Below are 17,784 nucleotides of genomic sequence, written 5' to 3'. Positions count from 1 at the left end.
ACTTATATAAATAAATCGTAATATACTAATCGCAAAAGGAGATGGTCAGATGGGCACCTCAACGATAAAATTAAGTTCCACTAAAGTGGCTAATTGCATTAAGGTGATCAGCGATCCTACCCGATTGTTAATGATGAAATTGGTGGAGAAAAAAGAATACTGTGTTTGCCAGTTTGTCGATATGTTTGGCATGAGTCAGCCGGCGGCTAGCCAACATCTACGTAAATTAAGGGAAGCAGGTCTCGTTAAAGAAAACCGCAGAGGGCAATGGCGTTTTTATTCGATGAATGAATCATCACCAGAAGCAAGTATCGTAAAGGGGATTCTTAGTCAAATTGATGAGAAGGATGATCAATACCGTCAACTCTTGGAGAGAGAAGCACCTGTAGATTGTCAGTAGGAGGATTAGACGTTGACTTCAGTCATTTTAGCATCTGCTGTATTTGTTATTACGCTTGTTTTGGTCATCTGGCAGCCTAAAAACCTTGATATTGGTTGGTCTGCTTGTGGTGGTGCCATTGTTGCATTACTTCTCGGTGTTGTTTCTTTTAGCGATGTCATTGAAGTTACAGGCATTGTCTGGAATGCAACTTTAACGTTTGTTGCTGTTATTATTATTTCCTTAATTTTGGATGAGATAGGCTTTTTCGAATGGTCAGCCCTCCATATGACGCGTGCGGCCAAAGGAAATGCCGTGCTCATGTTTGTCTATGTCTGTATTTTAGGGTCCATTGTGGCAGCGTTCTTTGCAAACGATGGCGCAGCACTCATTTTGACACCTATCGTTCTCGCCATGGTTCGCTCTTTGAACTTTAACGAAACGATGGTGTTTCCATTTATTATTGCGAGTGGATTTATTGCTGATTCCACTTCACTCCCGTTGATTGTGAGTAACTTAGTCAACATTGTTTCGGCGGATTTCTTTGGGATAGGATTTATTGAATATGCAACACGGATGATTGTTCCAAATTTCTTTTCACTAGTGGCCAGTATCCTTGTTTTGTATCTCTATTTTAGAAAGAGCATTCCAAAACGATACGACTATGAAAAACTGCAGGCGCCTGTGACAGCCATTAAAGATGAAAAAATGTTTCGGATCTCATGGATCGTGTTAGCTGTTTTGCTCGTGGGCTACCTCGTTAGCGAATTCTTACATATTCCTGTATCCATTGTTGCAGGAACGATTGCTCTTATCTTTTTAGGAATTGCTAGCAAGAGCCCTGCTGTCACGACACGTTCCGTCCTTAAAGGTGCACCATGGAACATTGTCTTTTTCTCGGTTGGGATGTATGTCGTTGTGTTTGGGCTGCAAAATGTAGGTTTAACGGATGTTCTAGCTACAGGGCTTGAATATGTTGCTGAACAAGGTGTTTTTACGGCAACCATGGGTATGGGCTTTTTAGCAGCTATTCTGTCGTCGATTATGAACAATATGCCTACGGTCATGATCAATGCCATAGCGATTGATACAACAGCTGCAACTGGGTTGATGAAAGAAGCCATGGTTTATGCAAATGTGGTCGGTTCAGACCTCGGGCCAAAAATTACGCCGATTGGTTCTTTGGCAACGTTATTGTGGCTACACGTCCTTACGCAAAAAGGCGTCAAAATTTCCTGGTGGACGTACTTTAAGACAGGCATTGTCATTACATTACCCGTTTTATTTATTACCTTGCTCGGTCTCTATCTCTGGTTAATGATCATTAGTTAAAGAAAGGTGAGAACCCATCATGTCTAAAAAAACGATCTATTTTGTTTGTACAGGGAACTCATGCCGTAGTCAAATGGCTGAAGGATGGGCCAAACATTATTTAGGTCAGGAATGGTATGTGTACAGTGCAGGTATCGAAGCTCATGGTTTGAATGCAAATGCAGTAAAAGCCATGAGCGAGGTCAATATTGATATTTCTAATCAAACATCAGATGTGATTGATACGGACTTATTGAATGCCGTTGATATGATTGTGACCCTATGCGGTGATGCGGTGGATCGTTGCCCTATGACACCGTCGCATATACGCCGTGATCATTGGGGTTTTGATGATCCGGTGAAAGCTGAAGGATCGGACGAAGAGAAGTGGGCGGAATTCCAACGGGTACGTGATGAAATTGGCCACCGCATTCAACAATTTGCGAAAACAACACCGTAAAAGCCGATTGTGATTCTTAAGCAAACGATAGCATTTGTTGAATAAAGTGGCGCTCTCTTCATGAATGAGAATTAAAGCTATGTTATTATCGAGACAAATCATTTGGTGGAGGTGATACAATGGATTTCCAATCTGTTTGGACTGAATTTAAAGACCCACTGCACCGATTTATTGTCTCACGGGTATCTAATCAGAAGGATACAGAGGATATTCTTCAAGAAGTTTTTATTAAAGTCCATAATCACTTACCTGATTTGCAAGAAAAAGGAAAGCTCAGATCATGGTTATATCAAATCACAAGAAACACTATTATTGATTTTTATCGCAAGAAATCAAATGGGGTTGAATTTCCAGATGCAGAAATGGAAAGCAAAGTGATTAACAAGAATGATATGACTGATGAAGAAAATATAAATGAAGTAGTTTCCGTTTGGTTAACAAGATTTATTGATCAACTTCCAGAAAAGTATAGGACTGCCCTATATGTAACTGAGTTTGAAAACATGACTCAAAAAGAATTAGCCGATCAACTTGGTATATCAATGTCGGGGGCTAAATCGAGGGTTCAACGAGCAAGGAAAAAGCTTAAAAATCAACTATTGGAATGCTGTTATTTGAACTTTGATCGTTTTGGAAATATCCTTGACTATAAAATAAATCACGGAAATTCTATCTGTGATGGATGTTAAGAATGCATCTTTTTTGGAAAGCCTTCGTCTTCTTACGTGAAAGATAAATAAGAAGGCAGGAGGTTTTTTCATGGATAACCATGAATCATCCCACAATCAATTGATCATTGATTTTATGTATATTGATTTGGAAGTTTGTTCTCGTTGTAAAGGAACAGAATCTAACCTAGATAAAGCCATTAATGAAGTGACGCCTGTGCTAAACACAGTAGGTTACAATGTAAAAGTAAATCGTGTTTTGGTTGATAGTGAAGAACACGCTAATACCTTACAATTTAACCTTTCTCCAACCATTCGAATTAATGGAGTTGATATTCAACAGGTATCAAAAGAGAGTAACTGTGGCTCCTGTAATACGATTACTGGCATAGATGTTGATTGTCGGGTTTGGATGTATAAAGGTGAAGAGTACACAGAAGCACCAAAAGGGCTAATTATGGACGCTATGCTAACAGAGGTATATGGACAATCCCCAGTGTTAAATGAAGGTAAAAAGGATAATTTTGTGCTGTCTGGAAACTTGAAAAACTTTTTTGATCAAAAAGAGAAACAAAGTTCTAAAGACAACAATGCGTGTTGTTCCTCGGATCAATGTTGTTAGTATTTTTCCCTAAGACTATTCAAGAATAGAGCGCGCGCGACAAGTTCCGCTATAAACGCTTTGAAGCGTGAACATGCGGGGAATTTTAATGAATTCTAACGTTACAACGGAGGATGGGAATGACGGAACCATGTTTCCTGAAACCATCCCGTCAACAAATCCTGCATGCGTTAAGGCTGACAGGTCTTAGGGTATGAAGCACAGGTGATTCGGCAGAACGAAGGCTGGAGCCACTCTATGGGAAGAAGGTATGCCGACGGATATGCCGCACGGCTGAAAAACTGGATATGGTGAGAATGTTCTCACAAAAGAGAACTGACAAACTTCCGAATGTAAGGGTCTAGATATTCGACATAGGGAAACTTATGTGCTATCCAACGATGGCGTGAGTGGTGTGGAGTAAAAATGCGCTCTCTGAAACACGCTATACCGGACAAAGGCGGTATCCAGCTCACAGGCTTAAAGGAAGCACCTACGTCCAGTATCGATAGCTACGTTGTAAGGGACTTGGAAAGCAAGGAACGTTGGAACAAGAGCTGTCACTCGAAACGTTTGCTATAAGACATAGATCGAAAAGCATTTATCTTTGTGAGGGTAGGGGTATGACCGAAGAATCTCCTGTAATGGGAGTGGAGGAACAGCCCCAAGTCTAGCGAATGGAACGATGGTTTTCCAAGCGTGCATCGCACCGATCGGGTAGGAACGTGTGATTTTACACAGTGCGAGCTTTCAGGCTAGAGTTTTCTGTTTGGGCAATGGTTTTTCTCTTGTCTGAAGGTAACGAGGAACTTATCATCATAGTACATCTCGTTAGATGGACCGCAGGGTGCTGGGAAACTAGCACGCCCTGTGCGGAGCAGGGGAAAAGCCGGAGATAACATCAAACGCTTACCTATTGCTAACAATTCTGGAATAAGGGTTTGCGTCCATATTGCCGTATATGGGCCTTATGTTGAATACCTATTTTGGAGTGATGTAGTTGTTTGTACAGGGATTAATATCAAACGCTTACCTATTGCTAACGATTGTGGCATAAAGGGATGCTTTGACAGTCCCTTATGTATATCGGGCGTTTTTGGCACATATTCTCCTCTTTGCTTGAACATAATAATGAGGTGGCGTAGCATTCGCTTGATCCTTTCATGGTAAAAAATGAGCTGCCCCTTGCTTCTCAGGCGGTTTTATTCGTTACTGAGTTCCCATTTGCTCAGTTCTCTGCGTTTTCCCATCGTTCAGCGAGCGTTTCAGATTGGATCGCAGATAATATGATGTGATCACTATCGGCTCGGATGACACTTCTCGATTTTTGCCCATTTGTGGCGTCAATAAGCTTGTTTTGATCTCTTGCTTCCTGAACCCATGCGCTTGATAGATGCTGAATCAGCGGAAGTAATGGCAATATTGTGTGGGATAAAGCGACATTTCCAAAACCGATATTTAGAGTGTTCGAACGCATAATATTCCTCTTTTCTTACTTTTCTTTAAATATAAAGCTCACCCGATTTTTCCTGTCATCATAATAAACGATCACGTAATCATCGGTGCAATCCGTGATTTTTTTCCCGTACGGTAAATGGTCATAATCCTCGATCGTAACTTCGTTCAAATCCCCAAAAACGTCCTCGATCCATTCGGTGACATACTCTTTCTTGCTCACGGCTTAAACCTCCACAAATGCAATAATCATGATGTTACAGATATGTCCCCGATTTAATCGTTGAGCAAACATCGCTTTTAATTTTCAATCGGATGGAGGAACGACCACGATTTTAAAATTAAATTCCTTATGCTAACAAACAGGTGTTCGATCAAAGCAGATGGCATTCACGGCGTCTAAGGTCAAGGTTAGGGGAGGGAAACGTAATTAGGAGGGATTGCCTTGGAAACGTGAGACAACCCGTACCATTTGCTACGTTTGACGGAAAATCCTAAGTCCTACCACATCTTTTCCAAAAATGGAAGGGATATACAAAAAGCAAGCAGGTTCTCTATGATGCCATTTGTCCACGGATGTTGCAAGTATGGTTATAGTTTAATAGATAAATCTCACATATGAAAGTTTTGGCATTTATCCTGATCTCAACCGTTGGTGTTGTAGAGTGACAATAAAGATGTGATGAAAAAAACGGGCCAGATTGTTTAATAAAGGAATGCAACAAAAATGTACCCATTAGGTTAAGGGGACATTTTATTGTTCCTTGACATATTTTCTAATCGCTTCCATTCTTTTTCGCCAACTGATCCCTATCCTTTGCTTGTGGTGGTTCTTCCATCCAACCGTTGTCAATCAAGATTTTGGCACTTTCAGCGGAGTATTTCATGATTTCAGCGGTTAAACGAGAATAATCGGCAATGATGTCTTTTCGAGGACTCACGGCCATGGCCGCCCCGTAGTACCCGATACTCGTAGCAATAAGACTGCTTGTGAAGAACATCATGAGCTTGTCTGAAAAAGGCGCGACCGTGGAATCGGTGATGCCTGCATCCGAGGTCGTGGAAGCCGGGAGATCATCTTGATTGATTTTTGAACTAAAGACTTCCACGTGTTTTTCAGCAATTTCTTTCCCCTTGACCATATGTTTGCGAACCTCCGGATCTCCTGCCACCTGGCTAAATCCGATCAGTAGTGACTTTCCTAATATATTACGTTGGTTGTTGGCGTAAAGGTTCCCAACTTCCATAGCAGTAAGAGGGCGATTATCTCCCATCCATTTTCCGAGAAAATCGTGAGCGGTAACAAAATCGATCCGATCAGGTGGGGTTATCTCAGGGGAGCGGACGAACATCCCCTTGTCCAGCAAAAGATCGACGGCCTGTTTATGAAGGTCGACGGTTTCCGTCATGCACGTTGAATAATAGTTATGAATATCCGAGCGTGCGGCCGTTCCAATAGCCGCGCTGTAAGCATTTGCCCCTAAAATTCCCATCATTTGCAGGTAGGTCAGCATAAATCCATCCGTATACAACCGTGGGGCGTTCAAGTTAACGTCAGCATCCGTAAATCCATTAGGAACGGGCCAGTTCTCACCATTAAAAAAATTTGTAAGCTGAGGGATGTGTGACTGAGACATTTCCAAAGCATGCTGAAGTAACGCAGCAATATCCGGGTCTTCAACTGTCTCTAAAAAATATTTTAGCGAACAAATCGCCATGGTATCCTGTTGGTAAGACGTCCAGATTTGCGCGATTTCCGCAGATGATAAAGGCGCGTTATGTGTTGTTGCCATGGTGATTCCCTCCAAAATACGTGTGTGTCAGTGTATTTTTCACTCCCCCCTAAAAATTATTCACATCTTCAATCAGAATACGATCGGCCATTATGTGTAATAACCTTAGATTCCACGGATGAATAATTCTTTTTTCATAAAGCATGCTATGGAGAGAAAGATAGGTGTTTCCATGAAAGGGAATAAAGTCGATCAATTCGTTTTACGAGGGACGCTGATTATTACAGTAATCTGTTTACCAATTTTAATATTAAGGAAAAAATCGTCAATTAAAGATTGGTTACTGGCTTATTTGTTTAATGGAATAACCAATGGAATTATAGATAATGTACTTGCTTCATACAAAATACTTGAATATCCCGTTCGTCACTTTCCGAATTTATTTAGAACAAGTTTGCTATTTGATTATCTTGTATATCCTACATTTACCATTTTCTTCAACCAATGGACGGATAAAGATAAGCCAAAGACGATTGTTTTTAAATTACTTGCTCTAACAATTCCAGCAAATTTATGTGAATGGCTAATAGAAAATAAAACAAATTTAGTCGAATGGAATAAGGGATGGACGTTGCGGCATTCCTTTTTAAGTTCTACCTTGAAGTCTTTAATGACGAAAAGTTTCGTAGTGTTTGTAAGAAAAGTAAGCGATAAACAGCATAGGTAGTATAAAGGATGACGTCTATACATGCAGAATTTCTCACAAACGAATCAAGCACGTCGCACCAAAGCCCATGTGAGTATTTTTGGCACCACCCAGATGCATTTACGTAGTCCGTACATTGTCGCATGGTGGAGTGCTGCCCTTCCGGGGTTTGGACATTTTCTATTGAATAAGAGTCTAAGAGGGTTTATATTATTCCTGTGGGAAATTCTTGTGAATGTCATGTCCAATCTCAACCTTGCCATGGTTTATTCATTTACAGGCCAAATAGAAATGGCAAAAAATGTCCTTGAACCAAGATGGCTGCTTCTGTATATTCCCGTTTATATTTTTACGATTTGGGATAGTTACCGAACGACCGTTGACCTGAACAAACAGTTCTTATTGGCTGAAAAAGAAAACGCTCCTTTTTCGTCTTTTAGTATGTCACCTATGGAAATTGATTATATGGACAAAAGAAGTCCATTAATGGCGGCACTTTGGTCCCTTTTGACGCCTGGTTCAGGACAATTATACATTCATCGCATCCTACACGGATTTTTTATCACCTCTTGGTTCATTATTTTCGTCTATTTTTCTAGAGTTTTGGTCGCCGTTCATCTTTTATTCCTTGGGCAAATCAGTGAAGCTACCCAGGTCTTGGATCCTCAATGGTATCTTTTTTTACCGTCCCTATATGGTTATTCGATTTATGACGCTTACGTTAATACCGTGGAACATAACAAACTTTTTGAAAGCGAACAACGTAATTTCTTAAAACAGCATTATCAAATATACCGTGTGAAAATACCGGAACGGAAGGGATAAGAGTTACTGGCCTAATGCTATTTAGTGTCATAACGCAGCGGCATCCTTTTTAAGTGTTAGTTAGCTAGAACTTGTGATGGCATCAAACATGTTTCTACAAGGAGGGGTGGACAGCATTACGGACGGGATCAACTTTCCACAGGTCAGATCGTTCTACCCCGGCTCCCTCAAACATAAAACCCATGAAAAATGGTCAACCAGAAATGACTGGACTGGCTGACCTTATAATATGATCAGGCCATCTAGTTGGAAGTTAACCCTATTTATTTTTAGCTTTCATCAACATTATGTACACCTCTGAATATTTGTCATTTCGAACACATACAATAAATGCTGTCCAGATATATTCATGCATAATTGTAGCAATGCCGTCATGATCAAATATTAAAATGGAGATCAGCTCATGAATAATGGAATACACCGGATGAGCCTGTATGGGGCATTCTTTTTTGTACTGGCCTCAATCCTAACAGGTTGCTGGGATAGCCAGGATATTGAAAACCGGGCCAATGTGCTCGCGATCGCCATTGACGAAGCAGACAACAGTGACGAAGAGGAAGATAACATTGCCCATCTCGAAGATACACCAAACACGGAAATGATTCGCGTGACCGTGCAAATCGCCGTTCCGGGGGAAGTGCTTTTGGGTCCACCGCAAGGAGGGGGAGAACAATCAGATCCGGTATGGGTGCTGAGTGTGACCGGTCATACAGTGGAGGAAGCGATCAGCAATTTGCAGCAAGAAGTGGCCGAGGATATATTTTTAGGGCAACTGCGTGTCATTGTCATCAATGAAGACGTTGCCAAAAAAGGGGTAGAGCGCTTCAATGAAGCTCTGCGGCAAAACCCGCAAGTGCGGAGGAACGCGTGGATGGTCGTGTCCCAGGAGGAAGCGGCTCAATATATGGATCTTTCTCCGAAATTGGAAGCAGTGCCGACATTGTACCTTGTCAATATGGTGGAAAGTTTTGTGGATTTAGGCAAGTTTCCTGATAATTACATGGGTTTATTTTGGCGAATGGTGTCCAGCCAAGGCCAAGATGGTTATCTTCCTTACCTCCAAGCAGTAGGTGAGGAACAAATTCGGTTAGATGGCCTTGCCTATTTCAAAGCGGACCGAATGATCGGTCATATTGAGCCGTTACAAGTTGGATATTTTATGGCTGTAACCGATTATCCGATAGGCGGAAATGAAGGTTTTGTTCCGATCCCGGGCACAGATAAACATATCACAAGGGAAACACTTTTACGTCAAGGTAAAATCAAGACAGAAATAAAAGAAGGAAAACCTTATGCCAGGGTTAAAATTCGATATGAAGAGACGGTCATTGAAGGGGATCCAGACATCAATCTGAACGATTCACAACTCATTGAGAAAATAGAAGAAGAAGGGGGCAAAATAGCTACGGATCATGTTGAACATTTAATTCAGACAATGCAAAAGGAACAATCGGATATTTTCGGGTTTGGGGAATACATCCGCGCCAAGCACCCCGGCTACTGGAACCGAGAGATTAGAACGAAAGATAACTGGCATGAAGAATTCCAAAACCTTGACGTCGATGTTGACGTTATGTTCAATATCCGACGCGTGGAAACGAGTGCAAGATAGAGATAGTGAAAATCAGTTCGAGAACATAACTCAGTAGAGGTTCAATTCTTTCTAGTCTTAATCGCCTTGCCGAGAAGTCCCCTTCAAAATCTTTGATTTAGTGGGGGATGAATCGGTTTTTTTATTAGAAAAATAGAAAAACATCTTGATAAAAAACATATGTTTGGTATAATAGAAGCAAATCAAACGTTCGGGAGGTGAAAACAAATGCTGATGCGCATGAATTATAAATACGAGATGTTTCCAAACGAAGAACAGAGGCAAACGATGGATCGTTGGCTGTCTATCTGTCGTCAACAGTACAATTCCGCTCTTTTGGATAAACAGCGTTTTTACCAAAAGAATAAGACCGGACTGTCCCGACATGCATTGCAAAAACAGCAAACAAAGGATAAACAAAGATTCGAACTTCTTAAACCAATACCGTCGCAACCTTTGCAGGAGGTACTCTTCCGTCTGGAAAAAGCGTATAAGAACTTTTTCGAAGGGCGTGCACGCTATCCGAAAATCAAGAAACACAAGGATTATACGTCAATGACATTTACACAATTTGGGGTGGAAAAAAGAAAGGTAAAAAACAAGAAAACCGGCGACGTTCACGTACGTGATGTGCGTTATGCCGCTTCGTTAGATGAGAACAATCATCTTCTTATTTCAAAACTCGGATCAGTCTATGTAAACTTTCACCGCCCAATAGAAGGAAAGGTGAAACAAGTCTCGATCAAACGCCAAGGTCATCGTTGGTTTGCGATCTTCAGCGTCGAAAGACACGTAAACGAAACGGTTGATTTTCCCGTTCAATCCACAGGCGTTGATGTTGGGATTCATAAGTTTGCCGTGCTATCGGATGGGACCAACGTCGAAAATCCGAGATTCCTTTTGAAAGCAGAAAAGAAACTGAAACGAGCACAAAAGAAACTTTCCCGAATGACGCAAGGTTCAAATAACTGGAAGAAACAACGTCAAAACGTGCAGCAACTGCACATAAAAATTGCGAACCAACGGCGTGATTTTCTCCATAAACGAAGTTATCACCTTTCGAAAATGTATAAAGTCGTTTTTGTAGAAGACTTAAAGATTCAAAATATGGTGAAAAACCGCCATTTGGCAAAGTCGATTCATGACGCTGGTTGGGGTGCTTTTTGTCGTAAGCTCGAGTACAAGTGTAACAATAATGGTGGAACACTCGTCAAAATTAAAGCCCATTATACGAGTCAAGACTGTTCCAGCTGTGGGAAGCGTGTGAAAAAGGCCCTGTCCGTTCGCACGCATGTATGCAAGTCATGTGGAACAGTTTTAGACCGCGACCACAATGCGGCCATCAATATTGAAAAAGTTGGACGGGACCTTTTGGGTTTGTGTCCAACTGTATAAATACATGGTTTCGACTGTAGGGCAAGGTCCTGTCCGATCAGTATAAAACAAAGCCCTGGGAGATGATGTAAGACTCGGTTCACATAGAACAAAGCCATCGTCTGTGAATAGGGAAGCTCCATCAAAATCTTTGATTTAGGTGGAGAGGTTCACTCGCCTTTATGTCACTTATGGAATACACACATCCCACCACATTCACTATTCAAGAAAAGAGCGCGCGCGACAAGTTCTATTATAAACGCTTTGAAGCGTGAACATGCAGGGAATTTTAACGTAATTCCAACTTTACAATGAAAGATGGGAATGACGGAACCATGTTTCCCGAAACCATCCTTCAACAAATCCTACATGCCGTTAACAGGTCTGAGGGTATGAAGCACAGGTGATTCGGCAGAACGAAGCTGGAGCCACTTATAGGGAGAAGGTATGCCAACGGATAAGCCGTACGGCTGAAAAATTGGATATTACGGGACATATTGAAAAAACAGCTGTACAGCGCGATTGATTTGCACGCGAAAAGTCTTTCATTTCATGCACGAAAGAAGTGATTATCCAGCTTATGATTTGGAAGAGTTGTTGGAAAACGATGTGGAAAAATGCAACGCGCGAACTTTCCATGTGAAAAAACTGCAATTCGAAGAATATCGGCACCGTAGCCTTTCCCCTGAAAATCACCCTTGCCCTCTCATACAAAAAGCAAATGTTTGGATAACGGTGACTAATCGTGAAACACCAAAACTGATGGTTTTTCTTCGTTATTGGCAGTGATGAACGCTGCTAAGAAGCAGGTGCTCAAGGCATAACGGAAAATCTCAATTATCGTTATACACACCGATAATTAAGTTTTGTAATTTTTCTTGACGTATCTTATTATAGATTATTGACCTTTATCTATTAATCTTCATTAGTCAGGTTTACCATGGTGAACGGATGAGGGATCAACCAACCTTTTTTGATTCAAGTTCAAAAACTTATCGCCTATAAAATCAAACTACTAAATATGACATTTTTCCTATTATTGTTACTTTAACTGATCTACCGGAGATTGAATTCTTGACTGGCTTGAGAGATAGTCTTAATGTTGCTCAAATAAGCTAGAGAAAAATTGATAATGTATTTGTATTCATAGAAGCTCGTCGACGTAAAAAAGAGTAGCCAGCGCTACTCTTTTCATCTAAATGGAACAAAACCTAATACACCTTTCGACTCCAGAAACGTTGTTGGGCGATGGCAGAGACAAATTCATGCCCGAAATCAGGATTATGGGAAGCAAAGACAACACCAGGATAAGCTTTGGGATCTTGGGCATAAAAATAAGATTGTCCGGTTGTTGCAATGCCGATCGGTTTAAAGTGTTTGAATGTTTCTCTGATAAATGTAACAATGTCGTCATCAAATTTTGCCTGGTTGTTCGCTTTTCCCCCCACAACATAAAGGGCATCTAAAAGGACGGCGTTCGTTGTATCAAAGGTTTTATCAACCTTGATTTGTGTGCCATCATCCCCAGTCACAGTCCCAAGCGATTCACTTACGATATCGACAAAAACCCCGTACTCTTGTAACACGTTCATCGTATGAGTGACCTCATTCCCGTTAAAACCATCCCCTATAAGAACCCCAACTTTCTGCGTATAAGCGTAATGGGGGGTATTCGCTTGGCTCAAAGAAGGGTAACTCGTGGAAACATCAACATGGGATCCGCTTGGATGATCGACACCCACTTTGTCAGCAATAATACATGCCAAATCCCTATCCACGTTGACAAGTAAGTCAACCACTTGTTGACGAACAGACTCGCTATTGACACTTCCAACCTGATAACCGAATGCTTCGATCGTGTGTTGTTTTTCAACGGGGGTTAAACTATTCCAAAAGATCCTCGGTTGCGAAAAATAATCTTTGAACGTTTCGCTCCGTTTTCGCGTGAGATGTCCTTCCACCCATTTTGGATAACTTTCATAGCCGCCTTCTTCCGGGGGCGTCTCATGTGGCGTGTTATCTGCCAGCGAATTTCTATGATAGCTTACCTGATCAACATCGATGGGATACCTCATGGAACCTCGTCGAATATTGTTCGTTACCGGGCAAATCGGCTGATTGATCGGTAAGTGTTGGAAGTTCGCCCCAAGCCGGTAGTACTGGGCACTTTGATAAGCAATTAACCTGCCCTGAAGGACGGGATCATTGGAAAAATCTATGCCCGGAACGACATTCGCTGGGTTAAAGGCGACTTGTTCCGATTCCGCAAATTCATTATCAACATTTCTGTTCAAGGTCATCTTACCGATAATGTGAACAGGGACGATCTCTTCCGGCCAAAACTTTGTTGAATCGATCACATCAAAATCGTAATTGAATTCATCTTCTTCCGGTATCATTTGGACGCCCAATTCATATTCCGCAAAAGCCCCGCGGTTAATCGCTTCCCGTAGATCCCGACGATGGTAATCCGGATCAATCCCCCCAATTTTTTGCGCCTCATCCATTGTCAGGGAATGGGTGCCGAGTACAGGTTTCCAAGTAAACCTCACAAAAGTTGCTTGCTCTTGGTCATTGACAAATAGGTACGTATTAATCGAAAACGATTCCATCATGCGATAACTTCTTACAATGCCTCGATCAGACATGATCCACATAATCATGTGAAGGGAATCCGCATTGTTGGCAACATAATCCCAAAAAGTGTCATGAGCACCGGAAGCTGTTGGATAACCAGTACGTGGCTCGGGGAAGTATGCATGCATCAAATCCGGAAACTGCATCGGATCCTGATTTTCCTTTACAGGCATATTAATCATTGTAAGATCATAATTTCCTTCTTCCGTATAAAACTTTGTCCCCCAGCAGCGTAAATCCCTTGCTGTATCCTTGGATCCCCTGTCCCCCTGAACGGTAGAGAATCGGGCAAATAATGGCGTCTTTTTTCCGGCCTTCTGCAAAAATCCTGCTTTAGTAAATTGTTTCATCGACTCATAACATTCAAATTCACCATGGGCTGCGTAACCTCTGGCATGAACGACTCTTTCTGGTATCTCTTCGTGAACAAAGCGTGTCATTTTTTCAAAATACTCATAATCCTGACGTGCGGAAGGACCGCGCTCACCGGCTTTTAATTGATCCGTATCATTTGATATTAATCTCCCTTGTTCAGTCGTTAATGGATGTCCGGTATTTCTTTTGCGGTATTTATCCAGTTGCTGATTTTTTAGATTTTCCTCGTCTTTATTGTATCTTGACTCATCAGTCATGTTATCACCTTTCCTCACCGATGGATTTTTAACCCCACTTGGATAAATATTGCGTTATACCATTTTATATTCGAGGTTTATTATTAAATGCTTCCCCGATCGGGTTCAAATGGGTTAATTCCAACGAAGCTGTGCCCAGGTTGGAGGTATGGGTATATACATTCTGGTGGTCATTTATCCATCCATCAACAACGGAAACTGAAGTTTGTCGACGGTATTTTACAATCCTCTGAGCAATGGTATTAACGATGATTTCAGTAAATAACAACTTTCCAATGACAACAAATCTTAATACATGCTTTAACCACCTTCAGAATATATATTCTCATAATGATAAACGATCAATCTTTCCTTTTCAAAACTAAGTTTGTAACATTTATATAGGAATTGAATAACGGGCAAAAGAATTTAAACTATGACTTTTTAACAAGAAAATTATAAAAAAAGTGGATTATAGGGATTATAGGCGAAATAATACGAATAAAAGTACCCTTTTTGGGACATTAATTATCAATATTGATTAGAAAGGTATGAAAAACATACCTGATATATGGACGGCATGATGTAAGCTTGCTTACAAATCCTTGAAACGCCTATATTTATAGACTTCTTTAAAAAATAACATCTACAGAGAAATGATTTTATGAATGTTCCCGTAAAGGCTAGATAATTTTTGCGGAGCATTTTTTATCAGTAGAATATGGAATGCCAAACACTCAATGTTGTATAAAGTGTTTGGTTTTTTGTTCATCACAGTGTTGTACACTCCATTATCAGAGAATCTGTGATGAACGTATGAACAAAAATAGAAATGTGGGTGTTATTATATATAAACAAGTTTAACCTAATTTGGACCATAATTCATAGAAATAATAGAGTTCGGGGGAAATCGTGCTTGAATCTTCTTCCTCAATTCCGCCTTCCATTTTAGAAATCGTCTCACTGACAGCGAGCATGTCCTCCCGTTCTACACTATACTGAATACGTTTCGATATCGTTTCCCACGCCTGTTCAGCATTCTGATGTTGAGCCGATGCTTCCTCCCAATTTTCTTCCTCCATGGCCTGTTCAATGTTCTGGATGTAAGCCAATAGATCATCTTGTCCGGTTATAGGCTCCTTAAGCCAACCCCCGCCTGTCATTAGCCCTATGACGAAAATAAGAAATAACGCTGGAATGAAATAAAGCAAAAATTTATTCATGAATGAATTCCCCCATTCCGTTTGGCTTAGTAAGGACCAGGATAATCACTAATATTCATTTCGTCCCCAACCTGATCGTCAAACTTGTCCACGTAAAGCGTGTCATTTGGCAGGATAGCCGCATAAGATACCTCACGAAGATTGGTGATTTCTTGGTTGTTGAGTTGTTCCGTAAGCCAATCTTGATCTTTATTTCGCTGAGTGAGGTTTTGGTTAATAACTTTTCCGTCTATGACCACTTCAGTTGTGAGTTTTGCTGCTTGAGGAGGAATGTTTAAATCCTTTTTTTGGACGACCTGATAGGAGGAACTCGGTAACACAGAAATGGCACCATCGGGTTCCAACAAAGCAACCTCAACCTCTAGCGGAGAAAAAATATTTTTGGCTCGTAATTGCGCCATGAGTTGATCCTTGGTAATACGTACCTTTTGTAAATTTTTCTCCAGGATCTTGCCTGCCTGCATCAGAACAACGGGTTCTGAATCTTGGACCTTAGACAGAAATCGATTTTTGATTCCAATCAATTGCAAAACGATGGTTAAGATAATAAATACAGTCAAAGCAAGAAAGTGAACCAGGGCCTTAGAAGAAAGATCTGTGGCTAGCGTACCTGCGATGGAACCGATGGTAATCCCATTGATGTAATCGAACATCGTAAAATTTCCAATTTGTTGCTTCCCAATAATCCTGGCATACAGCAGGATAATAAAAAAAGTAATCAGGGCCCGTACAATGACGACCAGGGATTCTTGCATAACCTTACCACCTTTTTAACCTGGATATCGATAGGGTTTCTCAGGTTTCGGTTCTTATGTATGTTACGGTAAGTTTTTTGGACCAAAAAATGGCTTCGATTTCCAGTTGTGCTGGACATCGGTAGTTATATTTTCGCCCTTCTGATTCAAACTATATACAGCACGGTATTTTGAAACAAGGAGTTGTTCATGTGGCCCGAAACCGGGGTATTATGTCCGATGCCTTAAAAGAGGAAATTTCAAAAGAGCTGGGTTTTTATGACACTGTACAGCAAGAAGGTTGGGGCGGTATTACGACTCGTGATGCTGGAAATATGGTTAAGCAGGCCGTGAAAATGGCCGAAGAAAACATGGATAAAAAAGAGCATTAATGATCAGGAAGGCCGTGCATCATCCGGAGGGAAGCCTCCGGATTTTTAGTTTTGAACATATTCTTATTGGATGCATAAATTAGTGAAAAGTCGGAAATGGTTGGTATCCATTTGGATTCGTTGGTTCGTTAGGGAACTTTCATTATGAGGAGATTGGGCGATCTCCTCTTTTTTTTGTAGTCGATTCTTATTAGATTTGAGGTCATAAAATTAATTACCTTGAATAACCGTTAGGTATAAGACGATCCATCCGTCCCATACATATGGTAAGAAGCACATTTCGGAGGTGACACCGTGGCACAAACTCATTGGGAACTTTACCTAACCGACGTGAACCGCTGGATGAATCAAATGGAAGAAATGATTAATGAGCATTCTCCCTCTGATCAGGCGAACATTCTTCACCGAAACATCTCAATCCTACGTAAAGAAATTGGTGAGAATGGTAACCAGGATGGATCAGTTATTACCCAACTAATGGATGAGTTGTATCAGGGGTATGAGGACTTTCGCTCGAAAGGGGAACCAAAGGAGCGCAAGGAAAAATCTCTTTGCCATGAATTTGCCAGTATCGTTCATGGTAAGGGGAAAGAGCAAGTGGAAAAAGGAACTTGTTCTGTTGATCTGACTAGAGATTTTCATGTCACCATTGAAGGGAAGGATGCTTCATCTGTATTGGTGGCACATTTATCTTTTGGGGAATTAGACAATAAAGGAAATGCACTAAACCTATCAGAAGTAACCGTTTTGGAAACGGAAGTTTTTCCGTTTTCAAAGGCACTGTTACAACAAGAGTTAACGGTGAGTGCTATTCACAATCATTGGATATACACGGACCCAACGATTCTTTATATACATGTTCAATCCGTAGAGCCTCCCATAAATTTTGCAAAAAAAATGGCGAAGGCTTTCTCAGCATTAAAAAGTTTTCCCGTTTCTAGTGGGTGATTAGACATCAAAGAAAGGCCCCGGTAAAGTGTATGTGTTCGCTTATTGTTACTCATCTATATACCTTCTTTGCTTAACAGCCTTTTGTCGCCCAAAAAGGTTGTTTTTTTGATCATAGAAATATGACAATCGTTCG

The 17,784-nt window shown here is 41.0% G+C and carries 18 protein-coding genes; 12 read left to right on the top strand and 6 right to left on the bottom strand.

Annotated elements, in window-relative coordinates; translation table 11 throughout:
- Positions 1-49: 49 nt before the first annotated feature.
- From HUG15_RS12500 to HUG15_RS12480, 5 genes are all read left to right on the top strand, one after another.
- Positions 50-400 (top strand): ArsR/SmtB family transcription factor, encoded by a 351-nt coding sequence (locus HUG15_RS12500; RefSeq protein WP_200123423.1) that lies wholly within the window; start codon positions 50-52, stop codon positions 398-400.
- A 12-nt stretch (positions 401-412) separates the two neighbouring features.
- On the top strand, positions 413-1,711 hold the full coding sequence (locus HUG15_RS12495) for an arsenic transporter (RefSeq protein WP_200123422.1): 1,299 nt from the start codon (positions 413-415) through the stop codon (positions 1,709-1,711).
- 19 nt (positions 1,712-1,730) lie between these two features.
- A complete protein-coding gene (gene arsC, locus HUG15_RS12490) occupies positions 1,731-2,150 on the top strand; it encodes an arsenate reductase (thioredoxin) (protein ID WP_200123421.1) in 420 nt (139 codons plus the stop codon).
- Positions 2,151-2,269: 119 nt separating this feature from the next.
- On the top strand, positions 2,270-2,839 hold the full coding sequence (sigZ, locus tag HUG15_RS12485) for an RNA polymerase sigma factor SigZ (RefSeq protein WP_200123420.1): 570 nt from the start codon (positions 2,270-2,272) through the stop codon (positions 2,837-2,839).
- Between the two features lie 70 nt (positions 2,840-2,909).
- Positions 2,910-3,440 carry a DUF2703 domain-containing protein gene (locus HUG15_RS12480; protein ID WP_200123419.1) on the top strand — a complete coding sequence of 177 codons (531 nt, stop codon included), beginning with the start codon at positions 2,910-2,912 and terminating at the stop codon, positions 3,438-3,440.
- Between the two features lie 1,207 nt (positions 3,441-4,647).
- Here the strand turns inward: HUG15_RS12480 and HUG15_RS12475 are convergent.
- The 3 genes from HUG15_RS12475 to HUG15_RS12465 form a co-directional block, all read right to left on the bottom strand.
- Positions 4,648-4,896 (bottom strand): extracellular matrix/biofilm biosynthesis regulator RemA family protein, encoded by a 249-nt coding sequence (locus tag HUG15_RS12475; protein WP_200123418.1) that lies wholly within the window; start codon positions 4,894-4,896, stop codon positions 4,648-4,650.
- Positions 4,897-4,911: 15 nt separating this feature from the next.
- On the bottom strand, positions 4,912-5,097 hold the full coding sequence (locus HUG15_RS12470; protein WP_200123417.1) for a hypothetical protein: 186 nt from the start codon (positions 5,095-5,097) through the stop codon (positions 4,912-4,914).
- A gap of 553 nt (positions 5,098-5,650) precedes the next feature.
- Positions 5,651-6,667 carry a DUF3231 family protein gene (locus HUG15_RS12465; RefSeq protein ID WP_200123416.1) on the bottom strand — a complete coding sequence of 339 codons (1,017 nt, stop codon included), beginning with the start codon at positions 6,665-6,667 and terminating at the stop codon, positions 5,651-5,653.
- A gap of 172 nt (positions 6,668-6,839) precedes the next feature.
- Between HUG15_RS12465 and HUG15_RS12460 the strand changes: the two genes are divergently transcribed.
- The 5 genes from HUG15_RS12460 (at position 6,840) to HUG15_RS23670 (ending at position 11,892) form a co-directional block, all read left to right on the top strand.
- A complete protein-coding gene (locus HUG15_RS12460) occupies positions 6,840-7,334 on the top strand; it encodes a CBO0543 family protein (protein ID WP_211202220.1) in 495 nt (164 codons plus the stop codon).
- A gap of 21 nt (positions 7,335-7,355) precedes the next feature.
- On the top strand, positions 7,356-8,138 hold the full coding sequence (locus HUG15_RS12455) for a hypothetical protein (protein WP_200123414.1): 783 nt from the start codon (positions 7,356-7,358) through the stop codon (positions 8,136-8,138).
- Between the two features lie 403 nt (positions 8,139-8,541).
- A complete protein-coding gene (locus HUG15_RS12450) occupies positions 8,542-9,750 on the top strand; it encodes a Ger(x)C family spore germination protein (RefSeq protein WP_200123413.1) in 1,209 nt (402 codons plus the stop codon).
- 213 nt (positions 9,751-9,963) lie between these two features.
- Positions 9,964-11,124, top strand: a complete 1,161-nt coding sequence (locus HUG15_RS12445) for an RNA-guided endonuclease InsQ/TnpB family protein (protein ID WP_200128968.1) — start codon at positions 9,964-9,966, stop codon at positions 11,122-11,124.
- Between the two features lie 531 nt (positions 11,125-11,655).
- Positions 11,656-11,892, top strand: a complete 237-nt coding sequence (locus tag HUG15_RS23670; protein WP_425504004.1) for a hypothetical protein — start codon at positions 11,656-11,658, stop codon at positions 11,890-11,892.
- A gap of 422 nt (positions 11,893-12,314) precedes the next feature.
- Here the strand turns inward: HUG15_RS23670 and HUG15_RS12435 are convergent, their stop codons facing one another.
- The 3 genes from HUG15_RS12435 to HUG15_RS12425 all read right to left on the bottom strand — a co-directional run bounded on the left by HUG15_RS12435 (position 12,315) and on the right by HUG15_RS12425 (position 16,329).
- Entirely contained in the window at positions 12,315-14,372 is a 2,058-nt protein-coding gene (locus HUG15_RS12435; protein ID WP_200123412.1) for a catalase, read from the bottom strand.
- Between the two features lie 839 nt (positions 14,373-15,211).
- A complete protein-coding gene (locus HUG15_RS12430) occupies positions 15,212-15,574 on the bottom strand; it encodes a DUF4363 family protein (RefSeq protein ID WP_200123411.1) in 363 nt (120 codons plus the stop codon).
- Between the two features lie 26 nt (positions 15,575-15,600).
- Positions 15,601-16,329 carry a DUF421 domain-containing protein gene (locus HUG15_RS12425; RefSeq protein WP_200123410.1) on the bottom strand — a complete coding sequence of 243 codons (729 nt, stop codon included), beginning with the start codon at positions 16,327-16,329 and terminating at the stop codon, positions 15,601-15,603.
- A 191-nt stretch (positions 16,330-16,520) separates the two neighbouring features.
- On the opposite strand from HUG15_RS12425, the gene HUG15_RS12420 reads away from it, so the two are divergent.
- Together HUG15_RS12420 and HUG15_RS12415 are read left to right on the top strand one after the other, a co-directional pair.
- Positions 16,521-16,700, top strand: coding sequence for a small, acid-soluble spore protein, alpha/beta type (locus tag HUG15_RS12420; protein WP_200123409.1), 180 nt, complete (start codon positions 16,521-16,523; stop codon positions 16,698-16,700).
- A gap of 294 nt (positions 16,701-16,994) precedes the next feature.
- Positions 16,995-17,648, top strand: coding sequence for a DUF1259 domain-containing protein (locus HUG15_RS12415; RefSeq protein WP_246516331.1), 654 nt, complete (start codon positions 16,995-16,997; stop codon positions 17,646-17,648).
- Positions 17,649-17,784: the final 136 nt, after the last annotated feature.

The sequence above is a fragment of the Salicibibacter cibarius genome (assembly GCF_016495725.1).
Lineage (GTDB): Bacteria > Bacillota > Bacilli > Bacillales > Marinococcaceae > Salicibibacter > Salicibibacter cibarius.
The sequence above is the reverse complement of the archived record's forward strand: the minus strand, read 5'-3'. Positions and strand labels throughout refer to the sequence as shown.

Bases quoted from the DNA above. Each gene is read 5' to 3' on its own strand.
- HUG15_RS12500 (WP_200123423.1), top strand. From the start codon at position 50: ATGGGCACCTCAACGATAAAATTAAGTTCCACTAAAGTGGCTAATTGC.
- arsC (WP_200123421.1), top strand. From the start codon at position 1,731: ATGTCTAAAAAAACGATCTATTTTGTTTGTACAGGGAACTCATGCCGT.
- sigZ (WP_200123420.1), top strand. From the start codon at position 2,270: ATGGATTTCCAATCTGTTTGGACTGAATTTAAAGACCCACTGCACCGA.
- HUG15_RS12480 (WP_200123419.1), top strand. From the start codon at position 2,910: ATGGATAACCATGAATCATCCCACAATCAATTGATCATTGATTTTATG.
- HUG15_RS12475 (WP_200123418.1), bottom strand. From the start codon at position 4,896: ATGCGTTCGAACACTCTAAATATCGGTTTTGGAAATGTCGCTTTATCC.
- HUG15_RS12465 (WP_200123416.1), bottom strand. From the start codon at position 6,667: ATGGCAACAACACATAACGCGCCTTTATCATCTGCGGAAATCGCGCAA.
- HUG15_RS12460 (WP_211202220.1), top strand. From the start codon at position 6,840: ATGAAAGGGAATAAAGTCGATCAATTCGTTTTACGAGGGACGCTGATT.
- HUG15_RS12455 (WP_200123414.1), top strand. From the start codon at position 7,356: ATGCAGAATTTCTCACAAACGAATCAAGCACGTCGCACCAAAGCCCAT.
- HUG15_RS12450 (WP_200123413.1), top strand. From the start codon at position 8,542: ATGAATAATGGAATACACCGGATGAGCCTGTATGGGGCATTCTTTTTT.
- HUG15_RS12445 (WP_200128968.1), top strand. From the start codon at position 9,964: ATGCGCATGAATTATAAATACGAGATGTTTCCAAACGAAGAACAGAGG.
- HUG15_RS23670 (WP_425504004.1), top strand. From the start codon at position 11,656: ATGCACGAAAGAAGTGATTATCCAGCTTATGATTTGGAAGAGTTGTTG.
- HUG15_RS12435 (WP_200123412.1), bottom strand. From the start codon at position 14,372: ATGACTGATGAGTCAAGATACAATAAAGACGAGGAAAATCTAAAAAAT.
- HUG15_RS12430 (WP_200123411.1), bottom strand. From the start codon at position 15,574: ATGAATAAATTTTTGCTTTATTTCATTCCAGCGTTATTTCTTATTTTC.
- HUG15_RS12425 (WP_200123410.1), bottom strand. From the start codon at position 16,329: ATGCAAGAATCCCTGGTCGTCATTGTACGGGCCCTGATTACTTTTTTT.